The 12531-nt window shown below is 60.7% G+C and carries 11 protein-coding genes; 4 read left to right on the top strand and 7 right to left on the bottom strand.

Annotated features, from left to right (window positions below; genetic code table 11):
• Nucleotides 1-17: 17 nt before the first annotated feature.
• The 3 genes from ACGYKA_RS09200 to dapD form a co-directional block, all read right to left on the bottom strand.
• Nucleotides 18-356 (bottom strand): hypothetical protein, encoded by a 339-nt coding sequence (locus tag ACGYKA_RS09200; protein ID WP_067261079.1) that lies wholly within the window; start codon nt 354-356, stop codon nt 18-20.
• Between the two features lie 74 nt (nt 357-430).
• Complete coding sequence (locus ACGYKA_RS09195) at nt 431-685, bottom strand: GlsB/YeaQ/YmgE family stress response membrane protein (protein ID WP_067261077.1); 255 nt, start codon at nt 683-685, stop codon at nt 431-433.
• Nucleotides 686-742: 57 nt separating this feature from the next.
• Nucleotides 743-1570 (bottom strand): 2,3,4,5-tetrahydropyridine-2,6-dicarboxylate N-succinyltransferase, encoded by an 828-nt coding sequence (gene dapD, locus ACGYKA_RS09190; protein WP_394411894.1) that lies wholly within the window; start codon nt 1568-1570, stop codon nt 743-745.
• 173 nt (nt 1571-1743) lie between these two features.
• Here dapD and ACGYKA_RS09185 point away from each other — a divergent pair, with 173 nt between their 5' ends.
• Nucleotides 1744-2607: an LOG family protein gene (locus ACGYKA_RS09185; protein ID WP_394411891.1), complete on the top strand. Its 864-nt coding sequence runs from the start codon at nt 1744-1746 to the stop codon at nt 2605-2607.
• Between the two features lie 25 nt (nt 2608-2632).
• Here the strand turns inward: ACGYKA_RS09185 and ACGYKA_RS09180 are convergent, their stop codons facing one another.
• Nucleotides 2633-3598: an NAD(P)H-dependent flavin oxidoreductase gene (locus tag ACGYKA_RS09180; RefSeq protein WP_394411888.1), complete on the bottom strand. Its 966-nt coding sequence runs from the start codon at nt 3596-3598 to the stop codon at nt 2633-2635.
• Nucleotides 3599-3602: 4 nt separating this feature from the next.
• Nucleotides 3603-5216 carry a GMC family oxidoreductase gene (locus ACGYKA_RS09175; protein ID WP_394411885.1) on the bottom strand — a complete coding sequence of 538 codons (1614 nt, stop codon included), beginning with the start codon at nt 5214-5216 and terminating at the stop codon, nt 3603-3605.
• A 280-nt stretch (nt 5217-5496) separates the two neighbouring features.
• Here ACGYKA_RS09175 and ACGYKA_RS09170 point away from each other — a divergent pair, with 280 nt between their 5' ends.
• The 3 genes from ACGYKA_RS09170 (at nt 5497) to ACGYKA_RS09160 (ending at nt 10887) form a co-directional block, all read left to right on the top strand.
• On the top strand, nt 5497-8697 hold the full coding sequence (locus ACGYKA_RS09170) for a CHASE domain-containing protein (RefSeq protein ID WP_394411883.1): 3201 nt from the start codon (nt 5497-5499) through the stop codon (nt 8695-8697).
• Between the two features lie 153 nt (nt 8698-8850).
• Nucleotides 8851-10503 carry an ATP-binding protein gene (locus ACGYKA_RS09165; RefSeq protein ID WP_394417385.1) on the top strand — a complete coding sequence of 551 codons (1653 nt, stop codon included), beginning with the start codon at nt 8851-8853 and terminating at the stop codon, nt 10501-10503.
• Between the two features lie 12 nt (nt 10504-10515).
• Nucleotides 10516-10887: a response regulator gene (locus tag ACGYKA_RS09160; RefSeq protein ID WP_067261066.1), complete on the top strand. Its 372-nt coding sequence runs from the start codon at nt 10516-10518 to the stop codon at nt 10885-10887.
• Between the two features lie 89 nt (nt 10888-10976).
• Here the strand turns inward: ACGYKA_RS09160 and ACGYKA_RS09155 are convergent, their stop codons facing one another.
• Nucleotides 10977-11336, bottom strand: coding sequence for an Hpt domain-containing protein (locus ACGYKA_RS09155; RefSeq protein ID WP_067261064.1), 360 nt, complete (start codon nt 11334-11336; stop codon nt 10977-10979).
• Nucleotides 11333-12304, bottom strand: coding sequence for a PleD family two-component system response regulator (locus ACGYKA_RS09150; protein ID WP_168612990.1), 972 nt, complete (start codon nt 12302-12304; stop codon nt 11333-11335). Before ACGYKA_RS09150 ends, ACGYKA_RS09155 begins: the two co-directional genes overlap by 4 nt.
• Between the last annotated feature and the right edge of the window lie 227 nt (nt 12305-12531).

Raw genomic sequence — 12531 nt, 5'->3', positions numbered from 1 at the left:
CCCGTGTGGGGCGTGGGTCAGTCGTAAAACGGGGTCATTTGCGCGACGATGACCGAGTTTTCTTCCAAAGCGCGCTGCATCAGGGCGCGTTCCTCGGCGTCGATCTCCTGACCTTCGGCTTCGCGCTCTTCCAGCGTGCCGTAACCCGTCACGTCAAGCGGGTTGGTATCTGCCTGTTTGAGGATCGCCACCGTCTCGCGCACGGCTTCGGCCTCATCAATGCCGGAGGCGAAACACATCAGCGCAGCACCGGTGGCCTTGTCGGGCAGACCGTCACCGTCCTTGCGGCCAATCTGAACCAAAAGGGTAAAGACCTGCTGGCGCGAAGGTTTCTTGGTTTTCTTGGGTTCAGACATGATAAGGGCCGCCGATTGCTTTCGGCAGCCCTAACCTTTTCACTTGGATTTGGAAAGGGGCCGCGCCCCTGCCCTTAAGTCTTGCCGCGGACCATCCGTGTGACCCAGATCAGCAGGCAGGCACCGATGACACCCACCACCAACTGACCGAACCAACCGCCCAGCGTGCTGCCGACGATCAGCATCAAGAGCCAGTTCGCGACCAAGGCACCCAGAATGCCGAGGATGATGTTCATGATCAGACCCATGTCCGATTTCATGATCTTTTCCGCGATCCAGCCCGCAAGGCCGCCCACGATGATTGCGGCAAACCAACCGATACCCGTCATGTCGTCAATCTCCTTTAAATTCAGGTCTCAACGCCATGACGGGGTATTTGGTTCCGTTCAGTCGCGCAGCAGCTCGTTGATCGAGGTTTTGGAGCGGGTCTTGGCGTCCACCCGTTTCACGATCACGGCGCAGTAGAGGTTCACGTTGTTCTTCGACGGCATGGTGCCCGCCACGACGACCGAGCCTGCAGGCACTTCGCCATACATGATCTCACCGGTCTCGCGGTCGACGATCTTGGTCGACTGGCCGATAAAGACGCCCATGCCCAGCACCGAGCCTTCGCGCACGATGCAGCCTTCGACGACTTCCGACCGCGCGCCGATAAAGCAGTTGTCTTCGATGATGGTCGGACCGGCCTGCATCGGTTCCAACACGCCGCCGATGCCGACGCCGCCCGAAAGGTGCACGTTCTTACCGATCTGGGCGCAGGAGCCGACGGTCGCCCATGTATCGACCATGGTGCCAGAGTCGACATAAGCGCCGATGTTGACGAAAGACGGCATCAGCACCACGCCCGGCGCGATATAGGCCGAGCGGCGCACGACGCAGTTCGGCACGGCGCGGAAGCCGGCCTCTTTCCACTCGGCGTCGCCCCAGCCTTTGAACTTGCTGTCGACCTTGTCCCACCAGCCAGCGCCCTGCGGGCCGCCTTCTTGATGTTCCATGTCCTTGATGCGGAAGCCCAGCAGCACGGCCTTCTTGGCCCACTGGTTGACGTGCCACTGACCGTCGTCCTGCTTTTCCGCCACGCGCAGCTTGCCGCTGTCGAGCGTGTTCAGCGTCTCTTCGATGGCGTCGCGCACTTCGCCAGTGGTGGCGGATGTAATCTGATCGCGGGTATCCCAAGCGGCTTCGATGGCGGTTTCAAGTTGGGCGTTGGACATGGGGCAAGTCTCCGAATGATGAAAAGGCCTTTTGAGGGCTATAGCCTTGCACTGCCTAGGGTGCAATTGCCGGGCGATGAGGGGCGTGGTCATTCGCCGAACAACAGGGCATCTTGACCTAAGCGGCCATCGCGCCACCTGAGCCAAGCCCCAGACCAAGGAAAGACCCGAGGATGACCGACGAACACCGCCACCCCCTGCGCCGTGCCAATGTGGACCGCGCCAAAGCCCAAGACGCCCCCGACACGCCGCAAACCCGCGCGCCTGCCTATCGTCTGGCCTTTACCGACGATGACTTCATGTGCCGTGATGAGCTGCGCCCGGTGCGTCTGCAACTGGAGCTTCTCAAGCCAGAACTGCTGCTGGACGCCCATGGCATCCAATCGACCATCGTGCTCTTTGGCGGCGCGCGCATTCCTGAACCAGCCGAAAAACACACCGCCCGGACCAAGACGCTGGCCGATCTGTCGCGTTTTTATGACGAGACGCGCACCTTTGCCCGGCTGATGACCGAAAAGTCGAGGGAAAGCGGCGGCACCGAGAACGTCATCGTGACCGGCGGCGGGCCGGGTGTGATGGAGGCGGGCAACCGCGGCGCGCTGGACGCGGGCGGCCATTCCATCGGCCTCAACATCGTGCTGCCGTTCGAGCAGTCGCCCAACGAATATGTCACGCCGGAGCTTTGCTTCAACTTCCACTACTTCGCGATCCGCAAGATGCACTTCCTAATGCGCGCCCGCGCGATCTGCGTCTTCCCCGGTGGTTTCGGCACGATGGACGAACTCTTTGAGGCGCTGACGCTGATCCAAACGGGCCGCATGAACCGGGTGCCCTTCTTGCTGTTTGGCCGTGAGTTCTGGGAAAAGATCATCAACTGGGACGCGCTGGCCGATGCGGGCACGATCTCAGCCGAAGACCTCGACCTGTTCCGCTTTGTCGAAAGCGCGGATGAAGCGATGGAGGTGATCGAGAATTGGGAGACCGCCCCCGCCCGCGAACATGTGCCGGGCCGCGAAGAGGTCGAAGATCACGGCTAAGCCGCCTTGGCCCACCTCCGCCCCGTCACCGGGTGAAGGTTTGGCCTAAGGCCGCTTCGGCTCCTTGGACGATATCGCGCAGGATATCGGCAGCAGGGCTGATCGCACCGATTAGCCCTGCCACCTCTCCGACAAAGGCGTTGGCGGTGCGGGCATCCCCCGCTGCCACCGCCGCCTGCCAGCGTGGCAGCTCCTGCGCCAGCGCGGCGCGTAGCCCGTCGGGGTCGTCATGCCAGCGGTCGGTGAAATCGTTGCGCAAGACACGGCCCGTATAGCGTTTGGGCCAATCATAGCCGCGCATGATGTCGGTCACGGTGCTACGCAGCGTGTCATCACCGCTGGCCTTGAGCGCGGCCTCTCGCATCGCGGGGTGCACCAGCGCCTCTTCCGAAGCCCAGAAGCGCGAGCCGACGACCACACCATCGGCCCCCAGCATTAGCGCCGCTGCCAACCCGCGCCCATCCGCCACGCCGCCTGCGGCGCAAAGCAGCACCTCGGGCGCATGGCGGGCGATGTGATCCGCGACTTCGGGCACGAGGGTAAAGGTCGCGCGTTTCTCGCCGTGGCCGCCAGCCTCGGCCCCTTGGGCGACGATGATCTCGGCCCCCAGATCAATCGCATGGGCGGCGTCGCGCAGGGTTTGCACCTGACAGATCAACGGCACCTTTGCCGCGCGGATCGCGGGGAGAAACTCTGCCGGGTCGCCGAAGGAAAGAAAGATCGCCGCCGGATCACGGTCGAGCGCTTGTTCCAGCGCCTGCGGATGCTCGCGCAGCTTCCAAGTGATGAAACCGCAGCCGACCGATTGGTTGCCCGCCAGTTCCTGCTGCTCAGCGATCCATTCGCCGGAATCGTAAGCCCCGCCGATCATGCCCAAGCCCCCGGCACCTGAGACCGCTGCCGCCAGCCGCCCGCCTGCGGCAAAGGCCATCGGCGCTTGGATAATCGGGTGGTCGATCCCCAGCCGCTCGGTCAATCGCGTGCTTAACATACCGTCACCGTCCCGCCAGAATTGCGTCGGCAGCCTTTTCGGCGATCATCACCGTTGGCGAGGCCGTGTTGCCCGAGACGATCTTGGGCATGATCGACGCGTCCACCACGCGCAGACCGCCTAAGCCATGCACCCGCAGATCGCTATCGACCACCGCCATCGGATCGCTGCCCATCTTGCAGGTGCCGACGGGGTGGAAAATCGTCGTAGCGATGTCGCGCGCCTTGTCGAGCAGGTCTTCGTCGCTCTGCACGGCGGGGCCGGGCAGGATTTCCTCGGGCGCATAGGGGTGCAGCGCCTTGGCCGTCATGATGTGACGCGCCTGTTTCATCGCCGTGACCGCCACGCGCTTGTCATTCTCGGCAGAAAGATAGTTCAGCCGGATATCGGGCTGCACCGCGCTGTCGCGGCTGGTGAGATGGCAACTGCCGATGCTTTCGGGCCGCAGGTTACAGACCGAGACGGTGATCGCCGGGAAAGGGTGCAGCGGATCCCCCAGCTTGTCAGTCGACAGGGGCTGCACGTGATACTCCAGATCCGGTGTCTCAAGCGCGGGGTCGGACTTGGTGAACATGCCGAACTGGCTGGGCGCCATCGCCAAGGGACCGCTGCGGCGCAGGAGGTATTCCAGCCCCATCCGACCCTTGCCCCAGATCGAATGGGTCATCGTGTTGAGCGTTTTGGTGTTCTGCACCTTATAGACAGTGCGGATTTGCAAATGGTCCTGAAGGTTCTCCCCAACGCCGGGCAGATCGTGCAGCGTGTTGATCCCCATGCCGCCTAAAAGGTCACCTTGCCCGATCCCCGACAGCTCAAGGATCTTGGGCGAATTGATCGCCCCTGCTGAAAGCAACACTTCGCCCTCGGCCTCGGCGCGCATCGCGCGGCCCTTATGGGTGAATCGAACGCCGGTCACGCGCTTGCCGTCCAAAACCAACCCATCGGTATGGGCATGGGTGATCACCCGCAGGTTGGGGCGCTTCATCGCAGGGCGCAGGAAGCCGCGCGCCGTGTTCCAACGCACGCCGCCCTTCTGGTTCACCTCGAAAAAGCCCGAACCTTCGTTGTTGCCATCGTTGAAATCGGCCCGCGGCTCAATCCCGAACTCACGCGCGCCGTCTTGCACGGCCTCCAGAATGTCCCACCGCAGGCGCTGCTTGCTGACCTTCCACTCGCCCCCCGCGCGGTGCATCTCGCTGCCGCCCGCATGGTGATCCTCGGATTTCAGGAAATAGGGCAGCACGTCGTCCCAGCTCCACCCGGCATTGCCCAGTTGCCGCCAATGGTCATAGTCCGCCGCCTGCCCGCGCATGTAAATCATGCCGTTCACCGAAGAGCAGCCGCCCAGCACCTTGCCCCGCGGATAGGCCAAAGAGCGCCCGTTCAACCCCGCCTCAGGCGCGGTTTTCATCATCCAATCCGTGCGCGGGTTGCCGATACAGTAAAGATACCCCACCGGCACCTTTACCCAGTGATAGTTGTCATCCCCCCCGGCTTCGAGCAGCAGAACCCGATTGGCCGGATCGGCGCTGAGACGGTTGGCCAAGACACAGCCCGCGGTGCCCGCACCGACAATGATATAGTCATAGCGGCCCTCTAGCTGCGTCTCGTCGTTCATGGCGCTCTCTCCCGATATTCTGTCCCGCCTCCCCGGCCCGTCATTGGTAGAGCGCGCGGTGACGGGTCACAATCCCTGCCGTAAATCGCCCGGCCTCCCGCGGCTTTTGCCGCAAAGCCACATTCCCCGTGCTTTGCATGCGCGGCGAATCCGTTTGTTGATTTTTTCGACCCATGGGTGAATATGACCGGATTGGACATACCCCTCCCGCGATGCGCGACGTTCATTTCGGGGAAAGATTTTGCCGCCAATTGGTGGCCAGAAACAAAGGCTTGAACTGGTGCGGCGACCCGAATTCATACTCTTTCTCGGATGCCTTGCCATCACCTTTGGGGTGTTCCTCTACAGCAGTCGCAGCAATGATGCCGCCGCCGACCGGGCCTTTGATCGCATCGCCGAGGAAAGCCTGCAAAGCCTTGATGCGCGGATGCATACCTATCTGCAAAGCCTCAATGGCATCGCCGCCTTCATGAACGCCTCGGACGAGGTGACAGCCAGCGACTTCGCGCATTATGTCGATACGCTGGAGATCGACAGCTTCCTGCCCGGCATCAACGGCATCGGCTTTGTTGCCCCCGTCGCCAGAGGCACCGAAGAGGCGTTCATCGAAAAGGTCACCGCCCTCGGGATCAAGGATTTCCGCATTCACCCCGACACCGGCAATGCCGAGAAGATGGTGATCCAGTATATCTACCCCCAAGGGCCGAATGCAGAGGCCGTGGGCCTTGATATCAGCTTTAACGAAGACCGCCGCCGCGCCGCCCTGCGCGCCCGCGAGACGCGAGAGCCGAAGCTGACGCCGCGCATCCTGCTGGTGCAGGACAAGACGCGCCAGCCCGGCTTCCTGCTGCTGCGCCCGGTCTTTGCCGCCGACAACAGCCCGGCGCAGGAAACCGCCGGTTTCATCGGTTGGGTCTATGCGCCTTTTGTGGGGGCGAACCTGTTGTCCGGGCTGACCCCGGCTCAGGGAGAGTCCTATGACATCCAAGTCTACGATGGGCTGACCACGGCCCCCGAAAACCGGATTTTCGACAGCACGCCCGAAGGCATCGCCACCGGCCACCACAGCATCACCCAGACCATCGAACGCTTTGGCCGCCCCTGGACCGTTGTTCATGTCAGCACCGCCAGCTTTGACCGCGCCACCCATAGCGCGGTGCCGGAAATCCTGCTGGTCTCTGGCATCCTTCTGGCGATCCTGTTCTTCGTGGCCTTCCGCAGCCTGCGCCAGCGCAGCGCCGCACTGAGCGAGCTTGCCGTGCTGCGCGAACGCCAGATCGACGCCCATGAAGAGGAAAACCGCGCCGTTATCGAGAACGCGGTAACGCCCATCTTCTTGCTCGACAGCAATGACCGGGTGCTCTTCGCCAACCAAGCGGCGCTGGTCTGCTTTGGCTATGGGCATGAGGCGCTCAAAGGAATGGAGTTCAGCGAACTCGTCACCGATCTGGTTAAGGATCACGACCACGAACAGGTCAACGCGGCGGGCAAAACCTGCTTTGGCCAAGACCTCAAGCTTGATCTGCAACGCAACAATTGGACCACCCACACCGGCGAACGGCGGGTGACTGCAATCGTGCGTGACCTGACCTCGGAACTGGCGGTGCAGGATGAGCTGGCGCGGAACAAGGCGCTCTATGACCTCGCCCTCGAAGGCGCGCAGATCGGGGTTTTCGACATCGACCTGCGCACCGGCAAATCCGAGGTGTCCGACACATGGCGGCGCATTCTGGGAATGGCGGATTTCGAGCGGCTGCCCGACCCACAGGGGGAATTCCTCAAACGCGTTCACCCCGATGACCTGCCTCTACTGACCCAGACTGATCAGGCCTGCATCTCGGGGCAGCAACAACGTTCCGTCACCGAATACCGGCTGAAGATCGGCACCGGTGAGTGGCGTTGGATGCGCTCTGACGCGGTGGTGACCGAACGCGATGAGAACGGCACCGCCCTGCGGATGGTCGGCACCCAAACCGATGTGACCGACATCGTCCACGCCCGCAACGCGCTTGAAACCAGCGAGCGGCGGTTTCGCCAAGTGCTGGCCGCGGCCCCGGTGGGCATGGCGATCTTGGGCGAAGGCGGGGTTTTCAACAGCGTCAACAGCGCGCTTTGCACCCTTTGCGGCTATAGCGAAGAAGAGCTTCTGTCGAATACCAAACTCGGCGATCTGATGCCCGAGGGCGATCTGCAAAAGCTCTACGGTGAGGTGCGCGGGCTGGTCGATTCCCGCAGTTCGCAGAACTATCAGGCCGAATACCGCATTACCCACAAGCTGGGCTATGAACGCTGGGGCCTGTTCAACGTCTCTTGGACCTATGACAAGAACGCCCGCGGCTATGTCTTTATCGTGCAGATCAACGACATCACCGACCAAAAGAAGCTGGAACATATCAAGAGCGAGTTCGTCTCGACCGTCAGCCATGAGCTGCGCACGCCGCTGACCTCGATCAAAGGCGCTTTGGGGCTGATCGACACCACGGACAACAGCCGCTTCCTCCCCGCGCATATCCGCCTGATCGACATTGCCCGCAGCAATGCCGACCGCCTGTCGCATATCGTGAACGACATTCTCGACCTTGAGAAGATTTCATCGGGCGAAGTGCAGTTCGACTTCCATGATGTCGACCTGAACAAGGTGATCACCGACTCGGTCAACGAAATGTCGCCCTTTGCGATCACCCATAACAATACCCTGGGCCTGCAACTGCCCGACAAGCCGCTGACGGTTCGGGTGGATGAAAGCCGCACCCGGCAGGTGCTGGCCAATCTAATCTCGAACGCCTGCAAATACTCCGATGCCGAGAGCGAGGTGCAAATCCGCGCCGAGCGGCTGGGGGACCGGGCCATCGTCTTTATCCAGAACACCGGCCCCGGCGTGCCGGAGAACTTCCGCCCGCGGATCTTTCAGGCGTTCTCGCAGGCCGATGGGTCCGACACCCGCGCCAAGGGCGGCACCGGGCTAGGGCTCAACATCACGCGGCAGATCATCAAACGCCAAGGCGGCACCATCGGGTTCGAAAGCATCCCCAACGGCGTCACCGTCTTTTGGTTCACCTGCCCCATCGCCGAGGCGCAGACCGCGCAAACGCCCGCCACACCCGACGCGGAAGCGGAGGAGCGGGACACTAAGCTGCGCGTGTTGCATATCGAAGACGACATCGACTTCGCCGAGGTGATCCGCACCGGGTTGGACAGCGTGGCGGAGGTGACCAATGTCACCAACCTTGCCCAAGCGCGGAAGTTGATCGGCCAGGATGAACTCGACGTCGTGATCCTTGATTGGTCCCTGCCCGACGGCGATGCACGCTCTTTGTTGGAAGATATCACCCGCCTGCATCCCGCGGCCAAGATCATCAGCCTTTCCGCGGACAACAACCGCGAACCCGACCCCCGCGTGGGGGTCAACCTTGTCAAATCACGGAGCGGGATCAGCTCGGTGGTCAACTCAATTACGGGGACAACCGCCCGCGCCTCTTAACCGGCGCATTATAAACCGTGGCATTTCAGCGGAGTGACGCTAAAGTGCGACATGCCATATTATTGCCAATATGCTCTGGCATTTTGATTAAATTACAATGCACAAGTCATGCTATAGTTTTAAGCATGTCCGCTTCGGGGCGAGGAATTCCAAGTGTCGTCAAAGCCATTTACCAAGCGTACCGCGGCCACATTTTTTCTGGGCACTGCCATTTCCGGCAGCTGGTACACCGCAACATCCGCAATTTTCGCGGGCCAAATGGGGGAGGTTATCCCCGTCGTCGGTGCGATCATTCTGGCGGGGCTCACGCCCTTTGCCGCGACCGCACTGCAAGCAAACCCGCAGGCTCCTGCCGATAACTCAGATATGGAACAAAGGCTTAAGGCGTTCGACAGCCATGCCATTGTGAACATCGTTGATACGGGCGGGATGCTGGAACAGGTCAACGACCGTTTCATCGAACTGACGGGCTACACCCGCGATCAATTGATCGGCCAGCCTGTGTCGATGCTTTACCAAGAAGAGTTTCGCGAACTTGCCGAAGAGATCCGCGCCACCCTGATGGCAGGCAAGACGTGGCAGGGCGAAACCCCGCTGCGCTGCGCCGATGGTCGGGTGATCCAGACGCAGTGCACCGTGATGCCACTTTTCGACAAAAAGGGCGCTTGGGCCGGGTCGATTTCGGCCCGTACCGATGTAACCCACGCCAACGAACTTTTGGCCGAACGCGACACGGCGGAAACGCTCTATGAATTGCGCGATGACATCTGGATCGTCGACGCCGAGACAGAGCGCTTCAGCTATATGAACCGCGTCGCCATGAGCCGCACCGGCTGGAGCAAGGACAGCTACCGCTCGCAAACGCTCGAAACCCTGACCGCGGAAAGCGACAACCCGGCCCTGCTGGATGCCTGCCGCGCGCTGAAAAAGTCGGGCAAAGCGATGACGCAGTTCGACACGCAACTGTTTGGCAACCATTTCCAAGTTACGATCAAGCTGCTGCCCACCGGCGGGGCGGCGGGGCGGTTCCTGATCATGCTGCATGACATTTCGGATATCATCAACGAAGAGCGGATGAAGTCGGAGTTCATCTCGATGGTCAGTCACGAGCTACGTTCGCCCCTGACCTCGATAAAAGGCTCCATGGGGCTGCTCTTGTCGCGGGCGGCAGGCGAATTGCCCAGCAAGGCGCGTGCCTTGCTGGAGATCTCTCACCGCAACGCCGACCGGCTTGTGCTGATCATCAACGACATCCTCGATCTTGAGAAAATCGCCAACGGGCGGTTGGAATTCAATCTTGAAGAAGTCGATATTGCGGAACTACTTCACGAAACCAGCGCCGCCAATGCCTCACTCGAACAGCGCCATGGCGTGCGCATTCAGGTCGAGGGGACGGAGGACTTGAACAAGGTCACCACGGACCCGAACCGGGTCATTCAGGTGCTGACGAACTTCCTGTCGAACGCCGCCAAATTTTCCAAACCTGGGGAGCGTGTGACCATCCGCGCCGAAGAGAATGACGACGAATTGCGCATCTCCGTGGCGGACCGTGGCCCCGGCATTCCGGCTTCCGAGCAGCACAAGGTGTTCCAGCGGTTTGCCGATCTGTCCAATTCCAACCGGGCCGACAAAGGCGGCACCGGGCTGGGCCTTAGCGTTTGCAAAGCCATCGTCGAGAATCTCGGCGGTAAAATAGGTTTTGACAGCCGTGAGGGATTTGGTACGACATTTTACTTTACCCTGCCGAAGAAAAATTCTCAGGTAGCGGCAGAGGAACCGGCCGCGTTGCTGCGCGAAGCCTCCTAGAGAGAGTATGGAATGATCAAACTGCTGCACGTCGAGGATGACGCCGATATTCGTGAAATCGCGCTGATGGCGCTTGAGCTGAGCGGCGATTTTGACGTCGTCCAATGCGAGACCGGGGAAGCGGCGCTGAATCAGGTTCAGTCCTACACGCCCGATGTGATCCTGCTCGATATGATGATGCCCGGCATGACCGGTCGCCAGACGCTTGAGAAGATGCGCGAGATGGAGAGCCTGCGCGACGTGCCCGCGATCTTCATGACCGCCCGCGCCCAGCATAATGAGATCGAAGAGCTTCGCGATCTGGGGGCGGCTGACGTGATCAGCAAACCCTTCGATCCAATCTCGCTGGCGGATCAGGTCAAGGCGGCGATGCAAGCAGGCTAAGCCGACTTGCCTTTGGCCTGCCCTTGCGGGCGGGTTTGCGATGAATTGTCAGTAAGTTTTGGACCGGCTCAATACCGGTGGCCGCGCCCTTAGGCGTGGGCGTCGATTTCCTGCCGGCAATGGGCGACGAACCCATCCAGTTCCGAGATGATCTCGATCGGGCAATCTGCGTGATTGGCGCGCGGCCCGGCCAGATGCTCGACAATCTGCGTTTCGCATTTGCGCGCCAGACGGCCCAGCTCTTCGAAGCCGAGCGACCCGGCGCTGCCCGCGATCTGGTGCAGAATGGCCTGCGCGCTGGCCAGATTGCTTTTGATTTCGTCTACGGTGGTCCCGTCCCAGGCGGCCAACCCATGGGTTGCGATCAGCGTCTGACGCTCGTCCAGCATTTCGACAAAGCGCTGCCTGATGCGCTCTATGCCGGGAAGTTCCGCTAACATTTTAGTCATGCCTGTTGATCATTCTGCCAAAAATCATTGAGCGATCTCGTATGCGCCTCACTGGCGGCTTCTGCACTCGCATGGGCCTGCGCCAGCGCATCCATGACGGAATTGCCGCTCTTCCAGATCAGCCGCACGGCCTCTCCCGCGCTGACACGCGGGTGAACACGCTCGCCATTATTGTCGAACAATTCGGTTTGAGACAACTCAAAGTTAACCGCATCCATCAAACCGCCCATATTCGGGCGCCAGCCGCTCTCCGTGACACATACGAAAGTGCCATTGCCCGCGTAGGACATCAGCACCTGATGATCGACGAGCGTATCGGACAGGATTTCGGCCACATCTGAGACAAGGCTATAGAACTCGAAAGAGGTCATCGTCGCGTGGAAGGCATCGACCTCGCGGATGGTGAAGGCAAAGGCGGTGGAGCCGAAAAGCGCGCTGCGCGACAGTTGGGCGACGTAGTTCTCCATCGCGGTATAGTCGATCACATTGTCCACGTCATAGATCGGGACCGGCTCGAACAGCTCCATATGCGTCGCCTGATCGGCGATTGTCTTGGCGGCGAAAATCTTCTTGGTCCGCTGCTGACGTTCTTTCACCATGCCTTCGACCAGCCCGATGCGGGCTTTCAGTTCGGCAATCTCGAAAGGCTTGGTCACATAGTCGGTCGCCCCGGCGGCAAAGGCCGCGTCGATATAGCGCTTGTCGGACATCGCGGTGAGCATCAGGATCGGCGTATCGGCATGGCGCGCCGAATTGCGAATGTGCTGCGCCAGTTCGATCCCATCCATGCCCGGCATCTGAATATCCAGCATGAAGCAATCAATCGGCCCGAGGTTGGGATCGCCCAACATATCAACCGCATGCAGAGCCGATGGGGCGGTCGTCAGGTCATGCGCGCCGATGATCTCTACAAATTGCCCAAGCAATTCGAGGATAATCGGATCGTCATCCACCGCCAAAATTCTCATTACATCTCTCCACAGATAAAAATCTTTGGGCCCCAAACTGGACGGACCGCTGCTTTCTTCTAATTTCTCTGGGAACTGTGGCCTAATTTTGGCGAATTCTTAGTAAATAGGCGACAAACCGGGGCACTGTTTCCATATCGGGAGAATCTGGCCCGATGAACGGCCCTGTTTACCGTTTTTTCATTTCTGATCGGTCTAGCTGCGGCACCTCTCGCGGGGTGTGATTC

The sequence above is a fragment of the Sulfitobacter sp. 1A15106 genome, from assembly GCF_043556995.1.
In the GTDB taxonomy this organism is placed as follows: domain Bacteria; phylum Pseudomonadota; class Alphaproteobacteria; order Rhodobacterales; family Rhodobacteraceae; genus Sulfitobacter; species Sulfitobacter faviae.
This window is presented reverse-complemented; position numbering and strand designations above follow the sequence as displayed.

Bases quoted from the DNA above. Each gene is read 5' to 3' on its own strand.
- ACGYKA_RS09150 (WP_168612990.1), bottom strand. From the start codon at position 12,304: ATGAGAATTTTGGCGGTGGATGACGATCCGATTATCCTCGAATTGCTT.
- dapD (WP_394411894.1), bottom strand. From the start codon at position 1,570: ATGTCCAACGCCCAACTTGAAACCGCCATCGAAGCCGCTTGGGATACC.
- ACGYKA_RS09155 (WP_067261064.1), bottom strand. From the start codon at position 11,336: ATGACTAAAATGTTAGCGGAACTTCCCGGCATAGAGCGCATCAGGCAG.
- ACGYKA_RS09180 (WP_394411888.1), bottom strand. From the start codon at position 3,598: ATGTTAAGCACGCGATTGACCGAGCGGCTGGGGATCGACCACCCGATT.
- ACGYKA_RS09175 (WP_394411885.1), bottom strand. From the start codon at position 5,216: ATGAACGACGAGACGCAGCTAGAGGGCCGCTATGACTATATCATTGTC.
- ACGYKA_RS09185 (WP_394411891.1), top strand. From the start codon at position 1,744: ATGACCGACGAACACCGCCACCCCCTGCGCCGTGCCAATGTGGACCGC.
- ACGYKA_RS09200 (WP_067261079.1), bottom strand. From the start codon at position 356: ATGTCTGAACCCAAGAAAACCAAGAAACCTTCGCGCCAGCAGGTCTTT.
- ACGYKA_RS09195 (WP_067261077.1), bottom strand. From the start codon at position 685: ATGACGGGTATCGGTTGGTTTGCCGCAATCATCGTGGGCGGCCTTGCG.
- ACGYKA_RS09160 (WP_067261066.1), top strand. From the start codon at position 10,516: ATGATCAAACTGCTGCACGTCGAGGATGACGCCGATATTCGTGAAATC.